25 protein-coding genes and 1 pseudogene are annotated in these 23,972 nt (G+C 53.2%); 23 read left to right on the top strand and 3 right to left on the bottom strand.

All coding sequences use genetic code 11. The features are described 5' to 3' along the window. Positions 1 to 4: 4 nt before the first annotated feature. Both ACZM22_RS02605 and ACZM22_RS02600 read right to left on the bottom strand, forming a co-directional pair. Positions 5 to 667 (bottom strand): acyltransferase, encoded by a 663-nt coding sequence (locus ACZM22_RS02605; protein WP_483267767.1) that lies wholly within the window; start codon positions 665 to 667, stop codon positions 5 to 7. Positions 668 to 822: 155 nt separating this feature from the next. Beyond that, positions 823 to 945 (bottom strand): hypothetical protein, encoded by a 123-nt coding sequence (locus ACZM22_RS02600; RefSeq protein ID WP_489542987.1) that lies wholly within the window; start codon positions 943 to 945, stop codon positions 823 to 825. A 290-nt stretch (positions 946 to 1,235) separates the two neighbouring features. Between ACZM22_RS02600 and ACZM22_RS02595 the strand changes: the two genes are divergently transcribed. The 19 genes and pseudogenes from ACZM22_RS02595 (at position 1,236) to cpaB (ending at position 19,612) form a co-directional block, all read left to right on the top strand. Then, positions 1,236 to 2,372, top strand: a complete 1,137-nt coding sequence (locus ACZM22_RS02595) for a MarR family transcriptional regulator (RefSeq protein WP_489542986.1) — start codon at positions 1,236 to 1,238, stop codon at positions 2,370 to 2,372. Between the two features lie 16 nt (positions 2,373 to 2,388). Next, entirely contained in the window at positions 2,389 to 2,940 is a 552-nt protein-coding gene (locus ACZM22_RS02590) for a hypothetical protein (RefSeq protein ID WP_009258068.1), read from the top strand. A gap of 249 nt (positions 2,941 to 3,189) precedes the next feature. Beyond that, complete coding sequence (locus tag ACZM22_RS02585; protein WP_227144075.1) at positions 3,190 to 3,585, top strand: fimbrial protein; 396 nt, start codon at positions 3,190 to 3,192, stop codon at positions 3,583 to 3,585. A 40-nt stretch (positions 3,586 to 3,625) separates the two neighbouring features. Then, positions 3,626 to 4,336 (top strand): hypothetical protein, encoded by a 711-nt coding sequence (locus ACZM22_RS02580; protein WP_489542985.1) that lies wholly within the window; start codon positions 3,626 to 3,628, stop codon positions 4,334 to 4,336. A gap of 12 nt (positions 4,337 to 4,348) precedes the next feature. After that, positions 4,349 to 5,341 (top strand): hypothetical protein, encoded by a 993-nt coding sequence (locus ACZM22_RS02575; RefSeq protein ID WP_302818242.1) that lies wholly within the window; start codon positions 4,349 to 4,351, stop codon positions 5,339 to 5,341. Next, positions 5,341 to 6,717: a C39 family peptidase gene (locus tag ACZM22_RS02570; protein ID WP_489542984.1), complete on the top strand. Its 1,377-nt coding sequence runs from the start codon at positions 5,341 to 5,343 to the stop codon at positions 6,715 to 6,717. Before ACZM22_RS02575 ends, ACZM22_RS02570 begins: the two co-directional genes overlap by 1 nt. Before the next feature lie 36 nt (positions 6,718 to 6,753). Then, complete coding sequence (locus tag ACZM22_RS02565) at positions 6,754 to 8,322, top strand: TraC-like domain-containing protein (protein ID WP_489542983.1); 1,569 nt, start codon at positions 6,754 to 6,756, stop codon at positions 8,320 to 8,322. Between the two features lie 71 nt (positions 8,323 to 8,393). After that, positions 8,394 to 8,855: a hypothetical protein gene (locus ACZM22_RS02560; RefSeq protein WP_489542982.1), complete on the top strand. Its 462-nt coding sequence runs from the start codon at positions 8,394 to 8,396 to the stop codon at positions 8,853 to 8,855. Between the two features lie 149 nt (positions 8,856 to 9,004). Beyond that, complete coding sequence (locus tag ACZM22_RS02555; RefSeq protein ID WP_044941046.1) at positions 9,005 to 9,532, top strand: DUF5697 family protein; 528 nt, start codon at positions 9,005 to 9,007, stop codon at positions 9,530 to 9,532. Continuing rightward, complete coding sequence (locus tag ACZM22_RS02550) at positions 9,533 to 10,195, top strand: DUF6100 family protein (protein WP_244052636.1); 663 nt, start codon at positions 9,533 to 9,535, stop codon at positions 10,193 to 10,195. Between the two features lie 285 nt (positions 10,196 to 10,480). Beyond that, positions 10,481 to 11,467 carry a hypothetical protein gene (locus tag ACZM22_RS02545; protein ID WP_244052635.1) on the top strand — a complete coding sequence of 329 codons (987 nt, stop codon included), beginning with the start codon at positions 10,481 to 10,483 and terminating at the stop codon, positions 11,465 to 11,467. Beyond that, positions 11,463 to 12,992, top strand: a pseudogene (locus tag ACZM22_RS02540) (VirD4-like conjugal transfer protein, CD1115 family); the annotation flags it as partial. The gene ACZM22_RS02545 and the pseudogene ACZM22_RS02540, both read left to right, overlap by 5 nt. Before the next feature lie 27 nt (positions 12,993 to 13,019). Then, the gene (locus ACZM22_RS02535; protein WP_489542981.1) at positions 13,020 to 14,621 is read left to right on the top strand and encodes a S1 RNA-binding domain-containing protein; all 1,602 of its coding nucleotides are present in this window, start codon (positions 13,020 to 13,022) and stop codon (positions 14,619 to 14,621) included. A gap of 309 nt (positions 14,622 to 14,930) precedes the next feature. Continuing rightward, positions 14,931 to 15,353: a DUF4320 family protein gene (locus ACZM22_RS02530; protein WP_349145419.1), complete on the top strand. Its 423-nt coding sequence runs from the start codon at positions 14,931 to 14,933 to the stop codon at positions 15,351 to 15,353. An 8-nt stretch (positions 15,354 to 15,361) separates the two neighbouring features. Beyond that, positions 15,362 to 15,862, top strand: a complete 501-nt coding sequence (locus tag ACZM22_RS02525) for a hypothetical protein (protein ID WP_489542980.1) — start codon at positions 15,362 to 15,364, stop codon at positions 15,860 to 15,862. Positions 15,863 to 15,934: 72 nt separating this feature from the next. Further along, positions 15,935 to 16,504, top strand: coding sequence for a DUF6550 family protein (locus ACZM22_RS02520; RefSeq protein ID WP_205504974.1), 570 nt, complete (start codon positions 15,935 to 15,937; stop codon positions 16,502 to 16,504). An 80-nt stretch (positions 16,505 to 16,584) separates the two neighbouring features. Further along, on the top strand, positions 16,585 to 18,282 hold the full coding sequence (locus ACZM22_RS02515) for a DUF8193 domain-containing protein (RefSeq protein WP_489543044.1): 1,698 nt from the start codon (positions 16,585 to 16,587) through the stop codon (positions 18,280 to 18,282). Next, positions 18,254 to 18,751, top strand: coding sequence for a prepilin peptidase (locus ACZM22_RS02510; RefSeq protein WP_009258050.1), 498 nt, complete (start codon positions 18,254 to 18,256; stop codon positions 18,749 to 18,751). The genes ACZM22_RS02515 and ACZM22_RS02510 overlap by 29 nt, the downstream gene beginning before the upstream one ends. Before the next feature lie 15 nt (positions 18,752 to 18,766). Then, entirely contained in the window at positions 18,767 to 19,612 is an 846-nt protein-coding gene (gene cpaB, locus ACZM22_RS02505) for a Flp pilus assembly protein CpaB (RefSeq protein ID WP_489542979.1), read from the top strand. A 38-nt stretch (positions 19,613 to 19,650) separates the two neighbouring features. Here cpaB and ACZM22_RS02500 read toward each other — a convergent pair whose 3' ends face one another. Further along, on the bottom strand, positions 19,651 to 21,078 hold the full coding sequence (locus tag ACZM22_RS02500) for an ATP-binding protein (protein ID WP_205504972.1): 1,428 nt from the start codon (positions 21,076 to 21,078) through the stop codon (positions 19,651 to 19,653). A gap of 111 nt (positions 21,079 to 21,189) precedes the next feature. Between ACZM22_RS02500 and ACZM22_RS02495 the strand changes: the two genes are divergently transcribed. From ACZM22_RS02495 to ACZM22_RS02480, 4 genes are all read left to right on the top strand, one after another. Then, positions 21,190 to 21,996 carry a CpaE/TadZ family protein gene (locus ACZM22_RS02495; protein ID WP_489542978.1) on the top strand — a complete coding sequence of 269 codons (807 nt, stop codon included), beginning with the start codon at positions 21,190 to 21,192 and terminating at the stop codon, positions 21,994 to 21,996. Beyond that, positions 21,989 to 23,209 carry an ATPase, T2SS/T4P/T4SS family gene (locus tag ACZM22_RS02490; protein WP_489542977.1) on the top strand — a complete coding sequence of 407 codons (1,221 nt, stop codon included), beginning with the start codon at positions 21,989 to 21,991 and terminating at the stop codon, positions 23,207 to 23,209. Before ACZM22_RS02495 ends, ACZM22_RS02490 begins: the two co-directional genes overlap by 8 nt. Before the next feature lie 61 nt (positions 23,210 to 23,270). After that, positions 23,271 to 23,678, top strand: coding sequence for a sigma-70 family RNA polymerase sigma factor (locus tag ACZM22_RS02485; RefSeq protein ID WP_489542976.1), 408 nt, complete (start codon positions 23,271 to 23,273; stop codon positions 23,676 to 23,678). Positions 23,679 to 23,713: 35 nt separating this feature from the next. Beyond that, positions 23,714 to 23,962, top strand: coding sequence for a hypothetical protein (locus ACZM22_RS02480; protein WP_244052615.1), 249 nt, complete (start codon positions 23,714 to 23,716; stop codon positions 23,960 to 23,962). Positions 23,963 to 23,972 lie beyond the last annotated feature (10 nt).

Genomic DNA, 23,972 nt, shown 5'->3' with positions numbered 1-23,972 from the left:
CTCCTTACTCCTCCCGCTGGGCGGCGATATCGCCGCCGCGCTTATAGATGCTGTCCGCCGGTACCGTCCCCCGCACGGAGGACAGCGGGTAGACACGGCTGCTCCGGCCCACCACCGTGCCGGGGTTCAGCACGCTGTTGCAGCCGATCTCCACGTGGTCGCCCAGCATGGCGCCCACCTTCTTGCGTCCCGTCTCCGCACGCTCTGCGCCGCAGCGAACCACCACCAGCGTCTTGTCAGACTTGACGTTGGAGGTGATGGAGCCCGCGCCCATATGGGCCTTATAGCCCAGGATGCTGTCGCCCACGTAGTTGTAGTGAGGCGTCTGCACGCCGTCGAACAGGATGACGTTCTTCAGCTCCACGGAGTTGCCCACCACGCAGTTGTCGCCCACCAGGGCGCTGCCGCGGATGAACGCGCCGTGGCGCACCTCCGTGCCTGCGCCGATGATGCAGGGTGCGCCCAGATAGGCGGTGGGCGCCACCACGGCGGTCTTGTGTACCCAAACCTCCGGCGCACGCTGTGCAAAGTCCGGCTCCAGCGTGGGCCCCAGCTGCCGGATCAGGTCACCGATGCCGGCCAGCGCCTCCCAGGGATAGGTGAAGCCCGCCAGATACGCCGCTGCACGGGTATGGGACAGGTCGAACAGGTCTTGAATGGTATACATGACAATAGCCCCCTTGTCTCCGCGCCTTCTGCTCTATGATACGCTCTGACGGCGCGGTTAGAAGCATTATACTATTCCGCCGCCCCCTCTGGCAAGAGTTTCTGCGGAAAAAGCGGAAAACAGGCGGCCCAAAATGGGCCGCCTGTTTTGCGTATTTACTTGTCCAACGGCTTCATGGTGGGGAACACCCCTCCGGTCTCTTCATCCGGTTTCATCACGCCTTGCAGAGCTTGAAAAGTGGCATTCTCACATGGTTTTTCTAACTTTTTGGATTCCATAGGATGTCCTCCTGTGCCGTCTGGTTTGAGGCAAAAGTTGTAGAAAAGTTGTAGAAAGTTGTATTGGCACAAAATCGGCTTGAAATTGGCACAGCAATAGGCTTCATCGGCCTACAAGCGACCACAATATAAAATTGCTCGGCTGTAATAAGGTCTGTATAAACTCTACATATTATTTCAAGCAGATCCATACAGAAACAAGTATAGCATAAGCTTTGTAGATGTTCAAGTCAACGATTTTTTAACCCTGATACCGAATTTCATACCTTATATATAAAAAGGAGTACACCATGCCAGAATATCAATTACAAATCAAACAGGTCGTGGATTACCCACGATGCCGGATTTATCGACAATTCGTCCATCGGCTGATGGCAGACCGGAGCATTCGCACAAGCGGGGGCTCCGGCCTTTTTTATTTTACCGTACTTTGCAGCTACGCAAACTTCCGCACCTCATATCGCCGCATTGATGGGATTAGCTATACTATCTACCCGGGCGAATGGGTCTGCACACTCAAGGAAGTATCCCAGTGGTTTCGCACCCGGTTTCAATGCCAGGCGTTCACAGTGCTGGAACAACTGCAGAAGCAGCACCTTATCACTTTTCAGAGGCTGGACCGCGGAAATGTGATCCGCTATAAAATTTGCGACTGGGCGCGGCATAACACGGTGCTTGAATATAATGCTCCCTGCCAGAAGGATACCGGCTTTTTCTTCCTGCCCGTTTCCATTGTCACAGATCTCATCAGCACAAGCCGATGCTCCGAAATGGATATTATTCTGGATCTCTGGGTTTCAGCCGTCTACAACGATAATCAGGTACAGGGATCAGACTTGGGGCCAGTGGTCTATTTCCGCAACGGCACCGGCAATCCTCTTGTTGCCTACACTGAACTGGCTGTCCGCTGGGGACTGTCCCGGGCGACAGTCGGCCGTGTCCTCAAAAAGCTGGCCGTGCTGGACTATATCTCCCTTATGTCCTTCCCGGGCCGACACGGCAGCGTAATCTATTTGAAAAATTACCTGTCCACCATGTTTGAAATATCGGATGTTATGGTGGACAAAGAGGAGGTCGCTATGACGCTCAACATCCGTTTGGAACTCCCCGATGAATCAGGCTCCAGTCAAAACACGCCAATTATTGAGCATGAGATTATCGTTTCAAACGAACTCAATAGCGTTTCAAAATCGCACATTGAAATTATCATCCAAAAGATGGCTCAAATTCTGATGGCACAAGGGATTTCGTGCTTTGGTTGTCCCCTCTCCCGCTATAAGTTATATCCCTTATCGGGCGACTGCCGGGAAGATTTACTACCCCGCGTGCGGGAACAGTCAACGCTCTGTTTTGGCCTGTCTATTCTGTGCGGAAACAGGCAGGTCGCCACTTTTGAACTTACACTTTCTCCCGTCGCGGAGAATTGAACAAGGAGGTCTTACCATGAAAAAATTTGTTGAAAAAGATGTCGCAGAAAATCCTCTGTACCATGATACCTGGAAACTGCTGAAAAAATACCGCGATGTGGTGTGGAGCTTGGAAATTTCTGTCCAGCATGTGCGGTCCAAGTTTGAGATCGAATACGGAACATCCATTGAGGAATTTCTGGATTCCATCTATCTGGCCGGCGCCGATCTGAACGGGAGCGATATTGAACACCATGCCAAGTGCATTGAGCGCAGCCACAAGATGCTGAAGCTCCTGGATTCGGCTGTCGAATTGCTTCGCACCCGCCATAAGAATGGCGAGGCTTATTACTGGCTGCTTTACTACTCCTTCCTCTCCCCGCAGCAGCTCAAAAATGTGGAGGAGATCATCGAGAATTTGCGTCCGCATATCCGGGACATCTCATTCCGCACTTACTACCGCAGACGCAGGGAAGCCATTGACGCACTCAGTTCCGTACTATGGGGGTACACCTCCAAAGACAGTCTGGATATGCTGGAACAGTTTTTCCCAGCACCAAAACCAGATGAAAAAGCCAAGGGCAAATAATTGGCAGAATACAGGAATGAAATTGGCGCATTCCTGCCCTTGAGCCGCAAATCCTGGTGTGCTAAACTGAATATGCTCAAACTTGCACCCAAAACTGAATGCAGGCAGTGAACGGCACCTTTTTCAAGGTGCTTTTTTGCTGCCCTAATGACCGGCTGATTGGGGAGGGAGCCCGCATCTATTACAAGAGCTGCGGGCTCCTCTTTTGTTTGAGTCCCGCATATTACATTTGGATTGGAGGTCCGAAAATTGAAAAAACGCAAGATTCCTCACCAAAAGCGAAACGGCGATACCAGCCCTCCGTGCCGTTTTTCCATTGGCAGAATCGCTTATATGGCGTTTCTGTGTCCCACCGTCTCATTGATGTTCAGCCAGCCGGCCTTTGCCGCAACCGATGTTTGGACAAAGGCTACAGAAATCATGCAGGATGTCTACACGCAGATCCTCGCTATCTCCACGATTGCGGCCATTGTGACCGCTTCGGTAGCATTGCTGCTCATGAATTTCTCCCGTTCTGGTAAAACGGTGGATGAAAGCAGAGCTTGGCTCAAACGAATTGTTATCACCTGGGCCATCTTAAACAGTCTGGGCTTTATCATGTCCTATATCGTCCCCTTCTTTGAGGGTGGTCAGTGGGCAGGTTGATCGGCGTCACATTGATACCCGACGAAAGGAGGCATGGCCTATGGGTATTCTGGACGGCATTGTTGAATGGATCGCAGAGCAGGTCATGGCGGGCCTTGACTTGATAACCACCTCGGTTTTGGGGGCACTGGGCTGCGATATGGCGGTATTTCTGCGCTACTTTCCCGCAGCCGAAACGATGTACAGCGTTTTTGTGGCACTGGGCATCGGTATCATTCTCCTAAACTGGGTGTGGCAGTTGTTCAAAAACTTTGGTCTGGGAGCCGGCATTGAAGCGGAAGACCCGCTCAAATTGAGCATTCGGTCCGTCATTTTTATTCTTTTGGCGTTCTTCTCCAATGAGATTGTCAGCATGATCCTGACCATCGGCGGTACGCCGTACAACTGGATTATGGATTCGGAACTGCCGGCACTCAGTTTTGCAGATTTCAACTCTGTAATGCTGGTCATCATCGGGGTGTGCGCCAATGGGGCTGTGGCCCTTATTACTCTGATTTTAGTCATCATTTTGGCGTGGAACTACCTGAAATTGCTGCTGGAAGCGGCAGAACGATATGTTCTGCTCGGTGTGCTGGTCTATACGGCTCCATTAGCCTTTTCCATGGGTGCAAGCCAGACAACATCAAACATTTGGAAATCCTGGTGCCGGATGCTGGGCGGTCAGATTTTTCTTCTGCTGATGAACGCCTGGTGCCTGCGCCTGTTCACGAGTATGGTTGGTTCGTTTATCTCCAACCCGCTCTCTTTGTAAGGAGGGGCCATTTTGAAAAGACTCAAGAAAATTTTGCTCCTTGCGCTGATGGTCACAGCTCTCTCCTGCCTGTTCTGCCAGCCTGCTTTCGCTATTTCGGAGGAAGAAGTTCAGGCACAAGTGGATGCCGTAGGCAAGGAGGCCGTTTCGGGGAATGTGCTGATCTGGTTTATGTGCGCAATCGGATTCCTTAAAGTATCACAGAAGATCGATTCTTTTATGGCAAGTCTGGGCGTCAATGTCGGCCATACCGGAGGCAGTATGCTGGCGGAGGCTATGATTGCGGCCAGGGGATTCAGCGGATTTAAGAGCTTTGCCAGCAATCACTTTGCGGGAGGCCGCAGCAGTCATTCCTCCCATGTCCGTGCAAACGGTGGCGGAAAAGGCGGTGCTGGATTCGGCGCTGGTTTTGCCAGCGGTGGCTTGGCCGGCGTGATTAAAAGGAATGTTACCAACAATGCGGTCAAAACGGCCACAACGCCCCCGGATGCCAAGCCCTCCGGATTAAGTGGGCTGGTCGGCGGCGCTGCAGGCGGCATCGGTGGACATATCTACGCCTCCTCCGTAAGCAAAGGAGGCAATTTTGCCAACAATGTCATAGGATCGGTTGCTACCGGGAGTATCACCCAGATGGGAACTATGACCGGGGATAAAGCTGTAGAAGCTCTGCATTCCTACATGGGTCATGCGGCATTGGAGCCCGGGGCCGAGAATATTCCCACTTATCAGAATGTGGAGATTGGCGGTGGCCGCATTACCGGCACAGAAGTCACTCCGGAACATCCAGAAGGCATCGCTTTTGGTATGTATCATGCAGACCAGTATGTGGCGCCGGAAGGCCAGTACACAACTGTTCACGCCGTAGATGGTACCGCCTGGTATAAGCAGTATGCCGTGGATGCGGTTGAAAAATCTCCCTATATGGCACCGGACGGCTCGATTGCCTATCACGAATCCATCGTAAAGAAACTGCCGCCTACTCCCAAAAGAAAGGACAAACTCTAATGGCTGAAGAACAAAAAAACAGCTCCGCCGAAACAGTAGATGCTGCAGCCTCTGCCGCACATACGGTCAAAGGCGCTATCAAAGCTGGCAAGGCCATCTCTGGAGCAGCGAAAGGCGCTGCCGCCGGCGGCCCCTATGGGGCTGTGGCTGGGGCCGTCTGGGCCGGCCGAAAGCACATCGGCAAAATCATTGCCATCATTGCCATTCTGCTTTTGCTGCCTGTCCTTTTCCTCCTGATGTTGCCCGGCCTGATTTTTGGAGGGCTGGTCAATGCCTTTTCACCAGCTGATCCTGACACGCCTATCCTCAACAGCGAAACCGCCATCGTAGAAAACGCCAACGACATTACCTTTGCCATCAACGCCATTCTGGGTGAGGCGCTGGATGATGTGATGGCCCGTATCGAAGTGGACTTTGCCTCTTCTGGCGCCGACAAAATGGAGGTCAAAAACCCCTATTCTTCCGGCCTGGTCTACAACGCCAACCTCATCGTTTCACAGTATTGCGCTGCCCGGGATGAAGACTTTGAGAGCATTTCGCTGGATGACCTGTCCACTGTCCTGCGGGAGAATAAAGAGCATCTATACTCTTATACCAGTGTGCGGGAGAGCCGTGAGGTCACATCCGAAGATCCGGAGACCGGGGAGGAAACCACCTCCACCGAGATCTGGATGGTCTATACCATTCGCTACAACGGCGAGTCTTATCTTGCCGACCATGTTTTCGCGCTTACGGATGAGCAGAAAGAACTGGCGTCCGATTATGCCTCTAACCTAAGTCTCTTTTTAGGCGACGGCCTGCTGCAAAATGTGGACGAGTGGACGGGGAACAGCATCCCCTCCCTTGGAGATGTAACCTTTACCGACGGCGGGACCCCGGTTGTTTATTACAATCAGCTGGATGAACGCTATGCCAGTCAACCCTATGGCACCGATAACATCGGCGGCTATGGGTGCGGGCCCACCGCCATGGCAATCGTGGTTTCCTCCCTCACAGACGATATGGTAAACCCGGTGGAAATGGCAAAGTGGTCATATGACAATGGCTATTGGTGCAAAAGCAGCGGCTCTTATCACGCATTGATCCCTGCTGCTGCAGAGGAATGGGGCCTTCCGGTATCCGGCTGCACGACTTCCGAGCCCCAGCGGATTCTAGACGCTCTCGCAGATGGCAAGCTGGTCGTGGCAATTATGTCCGAAGGCCATTTTACCTCATCCGGCCACTTCATTGTTCTCCGTGGCGTAAAAGACGGCCAGATCATGGTGGCTGACCCGGCCAGTTACAAGCGAAGCGGGCAGTTGTGGGATCTGTCCATCATCTTAAATGAAGCAAGCCGCCGTGCGGCAGCAGGCGGTCCTTTCTGGATTATTGGCTGACCGCACCGCACCCCGGCATCAGAAACGAGGTAATACATGAGCAACAAGAATGACCATGATATTTATATCATACCGCCGAACTTCATAGAAACAGGCACTTTTTTTGGCGGTATGTTCCGTGCGCGGAATGTGATTGAAGCCGGCATCCTGGCATTTGCCATTGGGACGCCGGTTTTTTTATGCCTTCCATTTGGGCTGACCGCCCGCATTATTGCTTTATGCCTGACTGCGCTCCCGGTGGCATTGGTTGCCCTCATTGGCATTTCAGGGGAAAGTCTCTCGCAGTTTCTGATCACTTTTCTGAAATACCTGCGGAATCGCCGCGTTGTCGGCGGTGACGGTGAACAGCTCGGCGAAAAAACAGTGCCCTCCAAATCAGCCGGCAAGCATCTCAAACAGAAGCCTCCAAAGGAGAGAAAGCCCAAGGCACCGAAGCGCCGGCGGTCTGGTGAAGCAGATTTCCCAGCTGAGTTTGATGAAGTCCGCGGATATGAGATCCGTGAAAAGCTCCGGCCCAAGAAAAATGCCAAGAAGGAACGGCCTGCCAAGGCCAGTAAAGCGAAAAAGAAAGCAAAAAGGCGGCCTGAAAAAGAGCGGATGCCTAAACGCCCAGCCCATATCAAGGAGGAGAAGCCTCCCTGCGTCAATCCGGTGGCAGACTATCTGCCCATTGAGAAGATCTCCAACGGCATTATCTACACGAAAGACCACCGATTTGTCAAGGTGGTTGAGGTGGTCCCCATCAACTTCATGCTGCGGAGCGCCCGGGAGCAGAGAAATATTATCTACTCTTTCGTCTCATACCTAAAAATCAGTCCTATTAAATTGCAGATCAAAGTGCTTACCCGGCGTGCCGACATTAACCGCCACCTGGACACAGTACGCCGTGAAATGGCGCAGGAGGACAATGAACAGTGCCGCTTGATGCAAGAGGACTACTTGGATTTTGTTCAGCAGGTCGGCTCCCATGAGGCGGTTACACGACGCTTCTTTTTGATTTTTGAGTATGAGCCTTGGAACAACACACGGCGCTCCGAACAGGAAGATGAAGCGATCCAATCTCTCCAAAGTGCTGTCCACACGGCATCCAATTACCTGCGTCAATGCGGCAACGAGGTTGTTGTCCACGAAAACGAGGACGAATTTACCGTAGATGTTTTCTATAATTTGTTGTGCCGAAATGAAAGTGCGGTCAAGCCCCTGTCGGTACGGGCGCAGGAAATTGTGGCACAGTATCTCGACAAGGGGCGGGAGGGCGAGATTGACCGCATCCCGGCGGCTGAATTTGCTGCTCCCAAATGCATCGACTTCACCCATGGACGGTATCTCTGCATAGACGGGCTGTACTATACTTATCTGCTCGTCCCATCAGATGGTTACAAAACCCAGGTGCCCGCAGGCTGGCTGAGTTTGATCGTCAATGCCGGTGATGGCATTGACCTCGATATGTTTCTTTCGCGTCAACCCAAAGAACGCATTATTCAGCGGGTCGGCCAGCAGCTCCGCATCAACCGGTCAAAAATCAAGGATGCCAGCGACACGAACACGGACTTCGATGATATAGACGGCGCTACCGCACTACCTACCAGACCATCCAGGAGATGAATCTGTGCAGGGTAAGCTATCTCATCGTCACGAAGTCTGCACTTCCCGCTGCCCCGGAGTATTTAGAGATCTTGGACAAGGAACTGGCCCATATTCAAATTACCGTGACCTGCCTGGACGATGCACAAACCGCCCAATTTGAAAAGGCCAGTCCTCCCAGCCAGCGCATCCGCGCAATTCAGGCTCTGCAAGCGGAAGGGTATGATGTAGCAATCCGATTAAGTCCCATCATCGAGGAATACATGGATTTCGACAAGCTGAATGATTTGGGAATTGAGCGGTGTGTGGTTGAATTTCTGCGCGTCAATTCGTGGATTAAGCAGTGGTTTCGGGGTGTTGATTTCTCTAAATATACCGTGCGGCAAGGAGGCTACTATCATCTTCCTTTGGAAGAAAAGCAGCGGATCGTGGAAAAAATCCATATTCCGCAGAAGACAATCTGTGAAGATGTAACGGAACACTATCAATTCTGGAGGGATTTTGTAAATCCCAATAAAGAGGATTGCTGTAATCTCCGGAAAACGCATCATTGACAGTTGCAATACGCCTATAAGACGCCTTTTTTCCTACTATTCTCGAAAAACGCCGGATTGACGCTCTAATGGCGTCTTTCCACAATTCCTATTTAACAATGCGCTTTGAAGGCGTCTGATTGGCGCCTTTAATAAAGGAGGTGAGCCCCATGAAGACCAGGGCTGAAATCTATGGGAACGAGGCTGCGGACTTGCTGCGGATTGTAACAATGTACCCCGGCCTCTGTGAACATCAGCTTCTTTGTTTTCACCCTGGCAAAGAAGATACTGCAAAGGCCCTGCTCTCTCATTTGGAGAGGCAGGGCCGCATTTTTCAAACAGACGGCGGCGGTTATTTCCTGGCAGGGCAAACACCAAAAACCGACCATGTGCTTGTCCGGGCAGTGTGGGTCCTGCTGGACTTCATCCGGCGGGTAGATTACCACGCTCCGGCTGATTTTCCCGTTAAACTTGTGTTTTTTGCCGATGGTGAATTGTATGAGATCGCTTATATTGCCGCCGGGCAAGAGGCGCTTGTCTGCCATGCTCTGCGGGGCAACAAAGGGGGAAGCCGCCGTATCATGCTGGTCGATGCTCCGGCGCAAATCGCCAAAATTGACTGTCCGGGCATATCCGGATTTTGTACTGTAGACGAGGAAGGCCGGACAAATTATTTCAAGAAAGCAGGAGGCACATGATTGGATCGAAAACTAATATCCCACCGCATTGGAAGCATTCTCGACGATATATCCCGTCTGAGTAATGCGCTGTACGCGCTGGACACCACTGACATCCAGCGTTACCCCGACAACTATGAAACACTTTCCATAGATGCCGCTTTGCGGGCAGAGCGGATTGCCTGCCGGCTGCGGCATCTGATTTATTCCAGCACGACCATCCGCAAAGGAGACTATCTCAAATCCGCCGGTGTAATGCACGGCATCACCGTCAACTGCGAGGACAGGGTGCTGGAGGTGACACTGCCCTGTTTGCTGCCGAAGCGCAGACAGCGGCAAAGCGATGAGTTCCTGCTGGACCCGCTCTATTTTGTCCTTGATCAATACACAAGGGAACATCCTCTTCCGCACTACCGCGATTGCGTTGTCTGTTTCACCCAGGTCTATGACCGGACACTTCCCGACAGGCGGATACGGGATTACGATAATTTGTCGGAAAAGCAATTACTGGATCTTCTGTCTTCCTTTGTGATGGCTGATGATACGGGCCTGTTGTGCGATGCCTATAACACGGCTGAACTGGGCGACCAGGATTGCACAAAAATCTACATCATGGAGAAGCAGCGTTTTCCACAATGGCTGACGGAGCATAAAACAAGTCTAAAATCCATCTCGGATTTTTGACCATTTTGGGCCTTCTCCGGCCCGACATTCAGCGAAGCGGCTGAAACGCCCGATTTTCCGGGCTTTTTTCACTCATGGGAAGGGTCGTTTTTACCGAAGTCCTCAGTCATTTGGGTAAAAATCCTGTACTTTCAAGGGAGGTGACTACTTGGGAAAAGCACCAACTATTTTCCACAGCCGGATACGCTTCCGTTCCGGCTTTTATCGCTGACCGCTATTTCGGGAGAGTTCCCCACCAGCCAACTCAACCGCCTTCCTGCCAGCCCTTACTACTTGGAGGCGGTCGTGACCGCGCTCAAAAAGGCCGGACTGCTGCGCACCTACTACCGGGACCGGCTCCGGGGCTATCGGCTGGGGACCAAAGCCAAGTCAGCTCTGCTGGGCGGATGGCCCGAGCGTTTTACATTCTGCCTTACAGGTGACGCAGAAACCAACCGGCTCAAAAGCGAAGCAAACCGGAGGTTTCGGCTCCACCGCCTCGCGGAAACCTATATTACTATGGGCAACGCCGGGGTACTGCTCTACCCGGATGAAAAGCCGAAGGTCTTTGCCCAGACCGGTTTTGGCGGCGAAGCTGTAACATATCCCGCGTTTTACAGTTCACGCGAAGTCAAGGAGCTGGGGGCTGATGCCACCCAGATCCGAAGCTCCCGCTTCGCAGGGGTGCTGTTAGCCCCCACCGGCATCTTTGTGACCTACAATAGCGGGGGCGCTCTGATGAAGTGGCGCTACAAGTCCGAGCTGCGGGTAAAAACGCTTCTCTGGAACATTCTATGCCAGCAGCGTCTGGCCCAGCAGTACCGTGTCGAACAGGTACATGGGCTGGTATTGGGGGACAGTATGGATCTGGCCTACCAGATACTCACCAGCACCGGCGGGGCCAAACATGACTATTTCATGCTGGACGGCAGTTACGACCACTTCTATTTCTTAATCAATGACCATCAGGGGGAGGTGATACTGGCGTTACTGTGTGACCCTGTAAAAACTGCGGAACTCAACCGTATTCTGTCACAGGGCCTCACCGCCGGCAATCCCGGCAGAGCCACGGAGCAGGATGCCGCAGAGCCGGATGGAACGCCGGTGCTGTTCGGTTACTTCTGCGATCTGCCCCGAATCGTGCGCTTTAACACCTCCCTCGAACTGATGGAACGCCCCGGTACACTGATCTGCTTTGATTTTCAAGCAGATGTGCTGCGCCGCTACTGCGGTGACCGGGTACACCTGCAAACCATTGACTTTACAAAATTCGAGGGGAGGTTGTTCCCATAAAGGCGTTGTACTGGGAATGCTGGACAACAAGGCTGTCTGTATTCCCGAAAATCCCCATATCAACGGCAACCTGGCCGTGTACGGCTCCAGCGGCAGCATGAAAACCCGGTCCTTTTGCGTGAATCGTATCCTTCAGGCGGCGGTACGCGGAGAATCCCTGATTATTTCAGATCCTAAAAGTGAGCTCTACGAAAAATCCAGCGAGTATCTGCGGGATCAGGGATACTGTGTCAAGGTGTTCAATTTAGTCAATCCGGAAAACTCGGACAGCTGGAACTGCCTTTCCGAAGTGGAGGGGCAGGAACTGATGGCGCAGCTTTTTGTAGATGTCATCATTAAGAACACCATCAACAACGGCAAGGGCGACCATTTCTGGGATTCCTGCGAGATGAACTTGCTGAAAGCCCTCGTCCTCTATGTGGACCAGAGTTATGCAGAGCAAAACCGAAACATCGGAGAGGTGTACCGGCTGCTGACTTTAAGCGGCGAGTCCGATTTGGACAGCCTGTTTGAGAACTTGCCGCCCACCCATCCGGCCAAAGCGCCATACAGCCTGTATAAACAGGCCAGCGATACAGTCCGCAGCGGCGTCATCATCGGCCTTGGCTCCCGGCTGCAGGTGTTCCAGTCGGAGCTGATTAAGAAGATCACCACCCGGGATGAAATTGATTTGGAGCTGCCCGGCCAGGAGCGGTGCGCCTATTTCCTCGTCACCAGCGACCAGGACAGCACCTTTGATTTTCTGGCAAGCCTGTTCCTATCGTTCTGTTTCATTAAGTTGGTACGCTATGCCGACAAAAATTGTGAGGGCGGCAAGCTGCCGGTGCCGGTGCATGTCCTGGGTGAAGAATTAACAGCCTGCGGCACCATTCCAGACCTCTCCCGCCGGTTAAGCGTCATTCGCTCAAGAAATATCTCTATGAGCTGTGTGTTTCAGAACTTGGCGGGCTTGCAGAATCGGTATCCTCTCAATCTCTGGCAGGAAATTCTGGGCAACTGCGACGCGCAGTTGTTTCTGGGCTGCACGGATGAATTGACGGCGGAGTTTATTTCTTCCCGCACGGGACTGGCTTCTGTGTCGGTATCCAGCAAATCCAAGCAGCTGGGTACCTGGCGTATCTCCAACTACACGCCTGAATACCGGGAAACCTCTGGTGTCGGCAAGCGTCCTGTCCTCACCCCGGACGAAGTTCTGCGGCTGCCTATCAAGCAGGCGCTGGTCATCATCCGGGGGCAAAAAGTTCTCAAGGTAGACAAAATGGACTATTCCAAACATCCGGAGGCATCCAAGCTCCGTTCCTGCAAGGCATCCGCCCATATCCCCGAATGGCGCAGGCTGGAACAGGAGCAACCGAAGCCCTCTGCGGCACAGCCAAAACCGCAGGCCCCCGCGCCCAAAAAGCCAGTGAAGAAAAAGGCGAAAGCGGCCAGCACATCTACCGGCACCAAACAGACCGCAGCCGTTCCAGCTGCAGAGGCTCCGAATGGCATTATCACAACAGACAAGGACTCGATCCTTTCTTAATACAAAACATAGGAGGTTTTTAATTTTATGGCAACCAAGAAAAAAGTATTGCTGGAGCAGGAAACCCCTGTTCCCGAAAACACCGCCCCCGCGGACGGTGCCATTTCTTTCGACGGTACCCCGGTTGATGCGGCGGCGCCGCCTGACAGTGACGATTTGAATGCGCTGCTGGCCTCTATGGACCAGCCCAATGACAGCACCGCTACGGAGCAGCCTGATGGCGACGCCACTTTGGAAGGCTCTGCCCCTCCCCTTGAGTTCATGGAAACGGAGGCGTCTGATGAAGCTGCCCCCGAGGATGGCGGCGAGGCCTCTGGCGCTCCTTCCGATTTGGATGAGCCTGCCGGATCGGCACCCGGTGAGGCTGGTGACGGTGAGGAAGAGACTCCTTCCAATCTGTCTGCTGAAAGTGCAGATGGCCCCCCGGCGGAGATGGTCTCCGAAACTGCTGGGGAGCCGGCTCCCCCCAAGCCCAAGCGGGCACCCCGGCGGAAAAAGGCGGCGCCTGTGGAAGATCCCGCACATGGCGAGAATGAGGACTCTGCGGAGGCTCTGGCCGCTGAAGAGCGGGCTGTAGATTCTTCTGTTCCTGTTGAAAATACGGCGCCGCCTGATGAGGGGGAAACACCCATTTCAGAAGATGCCACTCCCCAAGAGGAAACGCCGGCAGAGGCTGCGTCCGCTCCCGCTCCGCGCCAGGCCGCTGTAACACACCGCAGTGACGCCTCTATCCTGACCATCCGCAGCCGTGAAGAGGTGGAAACTCAGGAAGACCGTGAGGATGTTATTTGGCATGAGATCCACAACGCCTACCGCACCCGCCGCATCCTCACAGGTCAGCTGGGCGGCATTGAGCAGCTGGACAACCGTAAAACTGTGGCCGTAGTGGATTACAAGGGCTTCCGAATCATTATCCCCATCAAGGAGATGATGATCAATCTGGGCCGCAGCCCTTCCGGCCAGGAGTACGCCGACCTGATGCTGCGTCAAAACAAGATTTTGGGGAATATGCTGGGGGCGGACATCGACTTTGTGGTGCGCGGCATCGACTCCAAGACCCGCAGCGTTGTCGCAAGCCGCCGTGAGGCCATGATGCGGAAGCGCCAGACCTTTTATTTCGATTTGGACGCCGAGGGGAAGTACCGCATCTACGAGGGGCGTATTGTTCAGGCCCGGGTTATCGCTGTTGCAGAGAAGGTCATCCGTGTCGAGGTGTTCGGCGTTGAAACCTCAATTCTGGCCCGTGATTTGGCTTGGGACTGGATCGGCGATGCCCACGAGCGTTTCTCCGTGGGCGATGAAGTGCTGGTCCGCATTCTCAATGTGCGGCGCAACAGCCTTGAGGACCTCGGAATCCGTGCCGACATCAAGAGTACATCAGAAAATACCGACCGGGACAACCTGCAGAAGTGCCGAATCCAGGGCAAATACGCCGGAAAAGTGACCGATGTGCATAAGGGCGTGGTCTATGTCCGGCTCGCCAACGGCGTCAATGCGGTGGCTCATTCCTGCTATGACTACCGGATGCCCGGAAAGAAGGATGATGTATCCTTTGCCGTCACCCATTTGGATGTGGAGCGCGGCATCGCTCTTGGAATCATCACCCGGATCATCCGGCAGAACCTGTAAACCGAAAACCGCCTGGGAGGTATCAAATAACTGCTTCTCAGGCGGTTATTTTATTATTTCAGCTGCTTCATAGCCATGCAGCCAATCCTGCCCCGGCATCCGCTATGTTTTGCAATCACTTCTGTAAATTGGCACAGGATTGTCCCTACATTGGCACAGCCTTGCCCTTGAGCCGCAAATCCATATCTGTTATACTTGGTACAGTCAAAAATTTGTAATGTAGCCGCTCCGGCCGGGAGCGGCTGTTTTTATTTCTGAGTAAAGGTGGTGGTTTTTATCCATAGCATACTGCAAAAGCTCCGCAGGACATTGAAGAGCGAACGGGGCGAGGCCAACTATTTCTCCACGGTGGTGTTCATCTTCATCGCCGTCATCCTGCTGGCCTTTATCATCGACCTGTTCAGTGTCATCTCCACAAAGCAGGAGTTAGACCATGCGGCCGATCAGATGGTCAAGCAGATCCAGTTGTCCGGCGGCATCAACAGCGAGACGGATGCCCTCTTTGATTTCCTCTGTTCGGAGATCGAGGGAGCCGACAATATCACCTATTCGATTGACGCCACATATAAATCTCCCACACCTTCCGGGATGTCTCGGGCCATCCAGCTGGGGACACCTTTCTATATCACCATTGAGGGGGATGCCAAGCTGGGCGGCTTCTGGAATCTGGATCTGGTCAACATCACGGTGGTGGCCCGCGGCTCCGGCGTCAGCGAACATTACTGGAAGTGAGGTGGCCTATGAAGCGTTTTTTCTCACAGCTGCACCGGCCGCTTCGCAACGAGCGGGGGGAGATCACCTTCTTCGCCTGCTTCTTTGTGGTTGGAGTCGTCATGCTCATCTCTTTCCTGCTACTGTATGCCTCGGTGAGAATTACTTGCATCAACATCCGCAACGGGGCTAAAATGGAGCTGAACAATCTGAGCGCCACCATCTACGCAGATACCTACCGCTCCCAACGGGAAACCAATTTTGAAGAGTATTTACGCACCCTCTACTCCAGCCGGGACTACACAGAAATGCTGGAGGCCACAGTTGCCGGCGGCCTTGCCGAAAAGGTCCCTCTCTCTACCGATGACTACACGGTTTCCGACATCAGCCTTGAATTCAATGTGGTGGGTGATCGTGTGGAGTACATCTTTTACTGTGATGTTGACTTTTATGTGCGGATGTTTGGACATAGTTATCCTACCATCACCCAGCGGGTAGAGCTGACCGGGTACCACAATACCAAATTTTAGCTGTGCTGTTGAAAATTCAGTCAGAACTACAGTATAGGCTTTATATAACAGCAAAAAAGGAGTGTAGCACACATGAAGAAGTTTTTTCAATCCAAAGGCTTTATCGTTACTTCGCTGGCTGTCCTCTGTGTTGCCATCCTGGGCGTCTGCTGGTTTGCCAGCCGGGACCGCACAGAAGATTTCAAGCCGGAAGAATCCCCGCCCAGCAGCACGACCAGCGATTGGTCGGATGGCGGTACACAGACAGATGGTGAGAGCGGAGCCGGAGCCTATACGCCCGGCCAGTCCTCCAGTCCTGAAGAGGAGTACCCCAAGGTGACCTCTGAAACTGAGGATGAAGTCGTGATCGACTTCACGGACACGGAGAAACCGGAAACAACGCCCCCGCCCGCGCCAGAAGGGAAAACCGAGCGGGAAGACCCCGGTGAAGATCATCCGGTCAATCCTGACCCGGAAGTACCCAAGGTCACCACTCCACCTGCTGAAAAGGAGCCGGCCAATAATGAGCCGGCCCCCGGGGCCAGCAATGGCAACGGCGCTGTGTATGATCCAGTGTTTGGGTGGGTAGTTCCCGGCGATGTTCAACAGTCTGTTGGTGATAGTGATGGTGACATCAACAAGCAAGTCGGCAATATGGGCTGACCCATCTACAACTGAATATAACCTTGATTGGCCGTCACAGAGCTGTGGCGGCCTTTCTATTTTAAGAAGAACGGAGTGTGATGTATTTGAAGCGACTTCTCGCCCTCCTGTGCAGCCTTGCCCTGGTATTTTGTTTGCTTCCTTCCACCGCGTTTGCAGAGGGCGGTAACGGAAATATTGACGGCGGTGGCGGCAGCATGGGCCAAGGCACATCCTCTAATTTCTGGAATCCTGGAAATGATGGTGTGCGGATCACCGTTGTGGATGCCGATAGCGGTACAGCAATATCTTCCCCCGTAGACTTCTCCAACCGGGTACAAAAAAACAGCGTCCTGCACTTTGGGAAAGTCAACAAGTTACAGTATCTGGGCGGCACCGCACTCTCCCTCCAGTCTGGTGTGGCATACTCCTGCATCAAACCAGCGCAGTCTATGCCCACCATCGTCAGCAGCAAGGGACAGAGCAATATTGAGGCCATCAAGCGGTATTTTTGTTCGGAGTATGCCTGCCAGATGGTTGCCCAAGCGGCCGGTGTGGACTATGAGCGGATGATCGCTGGCGACTATAAGCTGCTGATCGAGCCCATTGCATACTTTACGCATAACGGCCAGTATTACTGTATGACCGCTACAGAGGCGGCGCTGTATGACCAAAAATCCGGCGGGGCGCTTCGGAAAACCATGACTTCCCTCACCCATAAGAATCTGCCCCTGTCGATGTTTTTGGAATTTAGCGATCTCGGCCTGCCCGCATGGACAGGCAGCACCACAAGCAAGCAGAGCAACGCTGACATCATCAGCAGTCTGGGTGTCGGCATCGTCTGGTTTGATGAGCGCCCGCCCGAAGGGGAAATTGAAGCGCCCGATGTAGAATATCGGGTAGACACGGATGTGATCACATCCGTCACTCTGCGGACGGATACGGATTTAACACCGGACAATCCGGCCTCGGTGACCTTCCATATTCTCGGCACCACCTACCGGGTCAATGATATAGTCATCCCGGCAGGCGACAGCCAGGTGGTCTGGGTCAAGTGGCACACGCCCTCCACTCCACAGTCAGTAACCATCACGGTTTCCGTCAGCGGGGCCTACACCGCACAAGATACATTTGTTGCGGAGATCGTGGATTTGAACGAACATATCCCTCCAGACCCGACAGCAACGGATACCAACCCCAACTACACCGTTCCATCACTCCCCAATGAGCCGCAGAAGCTCACTGCCAACTGGGGTATATGGAGCTGCTACTGGGTACCGGTTTGGGTTTGGTGTGACCACGATGACTGGGGGCACTGGGTCGATGAAGGCTATTGGGAGTACGAGTACACCGGTTATTCTGCCTCCATCAGCGGTGTGATGTCCCTGATGCCGGATGATATTGTGCCCACGGCCTCCGGGAAGTCAATGAAGAGCGGGTATGGCGTCAAGCAGGATGTGACAGCCACCCTTTCCACCGACGCGCCCACCAGCCATATCACCCATCCGCAGACGGCATTTTCCGTGTTTCCCGAGTTCCAGTACGAAACATACTTACGCCTTCTGCAGCGGGTGTCCAGCGGCCGGAGTGCAAAATTCACTTTCCAGCCCAACGAGTTCTCTACCTATAACCGGGCTGTGCATTTCAGTCCGCTATGGTTCCCGGATTCCACAGATTATACCGTCTTCACCCAGGTCTGGGACACCTGGACCCCTGATGGAATGTTGAGCATCAACCTGAACGACTATGTTTCAATCGATGGGAGCCTTTATGATGATTGGTACACCAACCGCGAGTAGCCTGTGGCCGGCATACCTGCTCACCGTTTTCTCTGTTGTGGCTGGTTTTGCTGTTTACGATATTCTATATAGGCGGGTGCCGGATCGGGCGCTCGCCTTTTTTATGCCCTTCGCCGCTCTGGCTCCGCTGCTCAAGGTCTGCCTTGCCGGGGACGGTGGGCAGCTCTGGCCCACCGTTGCCGAGGCTTTGGCGGGGGCATTGCTTGGCTTTTGTATCCCTCTGGCTGCTGCCATGGCAACGGGTGGAACTGGGCTTGGAGGAGGCGACATTAAATTCTGTGGGATACTTGGTCTGATTTACGGCCCTTCCGGGATGGCTCTGGTTTTCTTTGTGGCCGCAGTCTTTGCCATGCCGATGGTCCTTCTGTTCCGAAGGCTTTCCCGGCTCCGCCAGCCCATCGCCATCCCGTTCTTACCTTTTCTTGCCTGCGGCTGCTCTGTTGCAACGCTGGCTGAACTATTTTTATGACAGGAGAATGTGCTTATGAAACTCAACAACCGATTTATTTTCGGTATTTTGTCCCTGGTATTGGCAGCAGTCATTGCTTTTGTGGCTCTGCCCACCATTGCCCGGCAGACCAACGGGAAAACGGAAATTGTCCGCATCACCCGGCCTGTGCTCAAAGGCGAACAGGTCACCAAAGAAAACGCCGAGGTTGTGGAGGTAGGCGGCTATAACCTTCCCAGCAATGTGGCTCACAGCCTTGAGGATGTGGAGGGGCTGTATGTGACGGCAGACCTGGCTGCGGGCGACTATATTCTCACCAGTAAGGTGAGCAGCGTCCCGGTTTCCTCCGATGCGGCGCTCAACGACATCCCCTCCGGCAAGGTTGCCATATCTCTGACTGTAAAAACACTGGCCTCCGGGCTGTCGGATAAGCTCCAGCCCAATGATATTGTCCGCATCTATCACTTCCTGGAGACTGCGGAAGAGGTACCAGAGCTGCGTTTTGTCAAGGTCCTTTCCGTCACGGATTCTGATGGCATCAATGTGGACAATACCAAGGAGCCCACAGAGGATGAGGAGCCGCAGCAGTCTGCCACCATCACAGTATTGGCAAGCCCGGAGCAGGCCCGCATCATCACTGAGTTGGAGAACGACGGCGTAGCTCATGTGGCCCTGATCTCCCGCAACAATGACCAGCTGGCTGAAGAACTGCTGGCCGAACAGGACAAGACGCTCCAGGAGATCTATTTCCCCGAAACGCTGGTGGAGGAAAACGCTGATGCGCAAAGCAGCGAGCCTGCCGCCGAGGGAGGCGCCGAAAACACCGAAGGGAACGAGCCTGAAACCGTCTCCCCTGAAAGCGGCCAGGAGGATAGCAAATAACCAGGGCGGTGAAGCGATTCACCGCCCTGGTTTTACCATCAGGTATTTGTTTGGATGAGTTTGTCCTCGTTGATCAGGAACAGGCTGGGATTCTGTCCGGCCATGTCAAGCAGCCGTGGAGTAAAGCCGCTCTTGGAAAACACCCCGTAGAGGAACTGATAGCCTTTGAACGCCGATTGGATTTCTGCGGACGCCTGCACTTTGTCCCGCAGGGCAAAGAAAACCGGCGCATCCACTGGCTTGACATGGAACTTGCATTCGCCGGCAAAGACCTGTCGATTCTGATGGTCTACCGCCATCACATCAATCTCGGTATCACTGTCGAGGTCATTCAGCCAATAGGCACCTATACGGGATGGCGTAAATGGAATTTCCCTGTTTCTGCACAAGTCCGCAAAAACGGCCCTGCAGACATCCTCATAAGCAAAGGCTACAAACTTCTGCTCAAAATCTTTTTCAATCTCGTCCATGACGAGCCGGGTGTTATCCAATTCCAGCTCTCCCTTATACGGGTAGACATACCGAAACCAGAAGCGCACAAAGTTATCTTGTATGAAGTAAAGCCCTTTGCGGGACTTCTCCGGATTTTTCTCCGTCACAGGCGTGTCCTTGACGATAAAGCCCAAATCGCTGAGGGTAGAGAGATAAGGCGTCAGGCCGGAAGTCTCGATCCCCATAGCGCCGGCGATTTTACCCAGCTTATGATTGCCCTCCGCTATCACTCGGATAATGGAAAAATAGTTTACGGCCGAGGTCACTTCATCTTTCAGCAGGAAGTTGGGCTCCTCATATAAAAAGCCGTTTTTCGAGAGGATAACAGATTCCACTTGCTGCAGCAAATCGTCCCGCTCATTAAAGAACTCCAGATACTTGGGTACACCGCCTGTGATTGAGTATTGCTTCACCGCATCTTCAAACGAAAGGCTCTGTGCCGCATACACATCCGGGAATGGCAGCGGAGCAAGGCGGATCTGCGCGGTCCGGCGCCCATACAGCGGGCTGTCATATGAGAGGGCATACTTTTGCATCATTCCGATCAGTGAGCCACAGAGGATCAACATCACATTACTGTCCTTGAGGATCTCGTCCCATGCGTTTTGGAGAATGGAGGGGAACGCCGGATTCGATTTGACCAGATACGGGAACTCATCGATCACGAGCACCTTTTTCTCCTCCGGACGGTATTCCGAAATCACACGGAACAAATCCAGCCAATCGGAAAATGCGACTCTCTGCAGCATAGGATTTTTCGTGATCCGTGCAGCAACACTGGCAAGCCGCTTCATGCTCTGGGATTCTACTTCCTCTGTTGCGAGAAAGTAAAAAGCGAGCTTGTCTTTGATGAACTCTTTGATAAGTGTCGTTTTTCCCACGCGCCGTCTGCCATAGATAACGACAAAGCCGCCGTCTGTTTGATACGCGGTTTCAAGGGATTCCAACTCCCTGCGTCTGCCGATAAATTTCATATTGCTACCTCCTTTATCATAATCCATTTTATGATAATTTCATTTATATTATACAACTGACAATGAAAAAGTCAAGGGGTATCCCACCTCTTTGGAAAGGAGCCTTCGACTATGGGAAAAGTTATTACTGTCTGGGGCAGCCCAGGGAGCGGAAAAAGTATGTTTTCCTGCATTCTGGCAAAAGCCCTGACCCGCGACAAGCGGAAAGCGGTCATCATCAATGCGGAAATCAGTGTTCCTATGCTTCCGGTGTGGCTGCCGGAGCAGATCATTCAGACCAATGCCTCTGTGGGGCAGGTACTGAGCAGCGTGGAAATTGATACCTCTTTGGTGGCAGGGCATGTTACCGTGCTCAAAAGTTATCCCTTCATTGGCGTGATGGGCTATGCTGCCGGTGAAAATCCGTTGAGCTACCCGGAAGTCAAGTACGCCATGGTACTCCAGCTGGTCAACGCCGCCGCAAGGCTTGTGGATTTCGTCATTCTGGACTGTAGTTCCAATATGACGAATGTGTTCACGCCTGCCGCCATTGAGTCAGGGGATCTGGTCATTCGCATCCTGACGCCTGATCTCAAGGGCGTTAACTACTTAAAGGCCCATCAGCCCTTGTTGGGAGACGGGCGTTTCCACTACGATCAGCACATGACCTTTGCTGGTATGGCCCGCCCCTTCCACGCGCTGGATGAGATGGGCCATATCATCGGCGGGTGGGATGGCCTTCTGCCTTATGGCAAGGAGATCGACCGCTGCGCCACCGAAGGCGGGATGTTCCAGGCCATCAAATACTGCAATCCCAAAAACACAGCTTCGCTCAACAAAGTTTTGGATGCTCTGGAACAAATGGAGCTGGCCGACCATGCCGCAGAGGATGATGAAAACGAAACCGAGCATTTTGAGGAGGAAACTGCCGATGAATAATCTCAATGACATTTTCTTCGCTCCTGCGGCCAACCAAGACCTTACCTATGAACAGATTCTGGAAGATGTACAGCGGTATTTTGCGGAAAACCACGCCGCCACGATTGCAGAGGCCGGCGATGGAAATACCGACCGCGCCTCCTCCCTTTTGAAAGAACTGATGGTGCAGTACATCGTCAAGCGAAAATACGCCATCGAGGGGCTGACCACGGAGGAACTGTGCGAGAAGCTCTATGAGGACATGGCCGGGTACTCCTTCCTGAAAAAGTGGATCTACAAACCCGGTATTGAGGAGGTCAACATCAATGCCTACAACGACATTGAGGTGATTGAAGCCGGCGGGCGCAGCGTTAAAATCCCGGACAAGTTTTCCTCTCCACAGCACGCTATTGATGTGGTCCGGCGTATGCTCAACGCCTGCGGCATGGTCATAGACGATACCATGCCCAGCGTGATCGGGTTTCTGGATAAGAATGTGCGTATCTCTGTGGATAAGACGCCGATTGTTGACCCGGAGGTGGGGATCAACGCTTCCATCCGTATCGTAAATCAACAGACGGTTTCTGCACAGAAGCTGCTGGACTCCGGCAGCGCAACAGCGGAAATGCTTCATTTTCTGACCGCCTGCATCCGCTATGGCGTATCCGTCTGCATTGCCGGGGCCACCGGCTCCGGCAAAACTACCATCATGGCATGGCTGTTGTCCCAGGTCCCTGACAACCGGCGCCTCATCACGATTGAGGAGGGCAGCCGCGAATTTGATCTGGTCAAGCGGGACGAACATGGAAACATTCTGAATTCCGTAGTCCATCTGCTCACCCGGCCCAGCGAAAATCCTTCCTTGAACATCAACCAGGACTTCCTGCTGGAGCGGGTCCTTCGTAAGCACCCGGATGTGATCGGCGTCGGTGAGATGCGGTCTGCAGCAGAAAGCCTGTCCGCTGCAGAAAGCTCCCGTACCGGCCATACTGTCTGCACCACAATCCACTCCAACAGCTGCGCTTCTACTTACCGGCGCATGATGACGCTCGCAAAGCGAAAATATATGATGGGCGATGATGTTTTGATGCAGATCATGGTCGAAGCCTATCCAATCATCGTGTTCACAAAGCAGCTGGAAGACCGAAGCCGTAAAATCATGGAGATCATCGAGGGGGAAGGCTGTGAGGGCGAACGGCTGATTTACCGCACCCTCTACTCTTATAGTCTATAAATTTCTCAACGACAACCATCTGCCGGAGAACGAGTTCTATGATGTAGTTATTTTTCCATATTTGAAGGCTGTCAAAGATTACTTTTCTGATGAATCGGCGCAGCACTATTCATTTGCTGCTATTGCTATGCATCGAATGCGTTTATGTATCTGCGACTATTTTCGCTCCCAAGCACGCCGCAAGCGTAATGCAGAAGTCATCAGCATTCATCTGGGCCTATACCCGGATGGTGTGCCGCTGGAAGAGGTGCTGCCGGGTCAGGACAGGCTCATGCAGGAATTTGAAATGCAGCAGATGCTTCATGACCTGGCTTCCCATGTTTCCGAACAACAGATGAAAATTGTCCGCATGAAGGGTTACGGCTATGGCATCAGGGAGATTTCCAGCCACGAAAAAATACCGATGAAACGCATCCAGGAACTTCTTGATGAGGTCCATGCTGTGTTTTTGAGGTTGTGCCACGAGTAACCATCCACTTACAAACAGAATGGAGGTCGAAGTATATGACGAAATCAAAAAAATCTATTGTGATGCACGGAGTACTCCTGCGTCCGCTGGTGATTGGGCAGGGCGCCCTTCTTCACGCTGGTGGTAAGATCTATCATACCTCCCGTGTGGTTGCCATCCACGACCAGTCGGATGATATGGTGCGCTTTGAAACGCTCAACTCCAATTACTGCCTCTCAATGGCCCCTTTTCCGCTGGCGGCCTGCAACCCGCTCCCGATGATGAGCCTGGCCGCGTGCGCGTAAAGCGGTTGTA

It is taken from the genome of Vescimonas sp., from assembly GCF_057856985.1.
This window is presented reverse-complemented; position numbering and strand designations above follow the sequence as displayed.

Excerpts from the sequence above, each read along its gene's own strand:
- ACZM22_RS02605 (WP_483267767.1), bottom strand. The coding sequence starts at position 667 with ATGTATACCATTCAAGACCTGTTCGACCTGTCCCATACCCGTGCAGCG.
- ACZM22_RS02600 (WP_489542987.1), bottom strand. The coding sequence starts at position 945 with ATGGAATCCAAAAAGTTAGAAAAACCATGTGAGAATGCCACTTTTCAA.
- ACZM22_RS02595 (WP_489542986.1), top strand. The coding sequence starts at position 1,236 with ATGCCAGAATATCAATTACAAATCAAACAGGTCGTGGATTACCCACGA.
- ACZM22_RS02590 (WP_009258068.1), top strand. The coding sequence starts at position 2,389 with ATGAAAAAATTTGTTGAAAAAGATGTCGCAGAAAATCCTCTGTACCAT.
- ACZM22_RS02580 (WP_489542985.1), top strand. The coding sequence starts at position 3,626 with ATGGGTATTCTGGACGGCATTGTTGAATGGATCGCAGAGCAGGTCATG.
- ACZM22_RS02570 (WP_489542984.1), top strand. The coding sequence starts at position 5,341 with ATGGCTGAAGAACAAAAAAACAGCTCCGCCGAAACAGTAGATGCTGCA.
- ACZM22_RS02565 (WP_489542983.1), top strand. The coding sequence starts at position 6,754 with ATGAGCAACAAGAATGACCATGATATTTATATCATACCGCCGAACTTC.
- ACZM22_RS02555 (WP_044941046.1), top strand. The coding sequence starts at position 9,005 with ATGAAGACCAGGGCTGAAATCTATGGGAACGAGGCTGCGGACTTGCTG.
- ACZM22_RS02535 (WP_489542981.1), top strand. The coding sequence starts at position 13,020 with ATGGCAACCAAGAAAAAAGTATTGCTGGAGCAGGAAACCCCTGTTCCC.
- ACZM22_RS02525 (WP_489542980.1), top strand. The coding sequence starts at position 15,362 with ATGAAGCGTTTTTTCTCACAGCTGCACCGGCCGCTTCGCAACGAGCGG.
- ACZM22_RS02520 (WP_205504974.1), top strand. The coding sequence starts at position 15,935 with ATGAAGAAGTTTTTTCAATCCAAAGGCTTTATCGTTACTTCGCTGGCT.
- ACZM22_RS02515 (WP_489543044.1), top strand. The coding sequence starts at position 16,585 with ATGTATTTGAAGCGACTTCTCGCCCTCCTGTGCAGCCTTGCCCTGGTA.
- ACZM22_RS02510 (WP_009258050.1), top strand. The coding sequence starts at position 18,254 with ATGATGATTGGTACACCAACCGCGAGTAGCCTGTGGCCGGCATACCTG.
- cpaB (WP_489542979.1), top strand. The coding sequence starts at position 18,767 with ATGAAACTCAACAACCGATTTATTTTCGGTATTTTGTCCCTGGTATTG.
- ACZM22_RS02500 (WP_205504972.1), bottom strand. The coding sequence starts at position 21,078 with ATGAAATTTATCGGCAGACGCAGGGAGTTGGAATCCCTTGAAACCGCG.
- ACZM22_RS02495 (WP_489542978.1), top strand. The coding sequence starts at position 21,190 with ATGGGAAAAGTTATTACTGTCTGGGGCAGCCCAGGGAGCGGAAAAAGT.
- ACZM22_RS02490 (WP_489542977.1), top strand. The coding sequence starts at position 21,989 with ATGAATAATCTCAATGACATTTTCTTCGCTCCTGCGGCCAACCAAGAC.
- ACZM22_RS02480 (WP_244052615.1), top strand. The coding sequence starts at position 23,714 with ATGACGAAATCAAAAAAATCTATTGTGATGCACGGAGTACTCCTGCGT.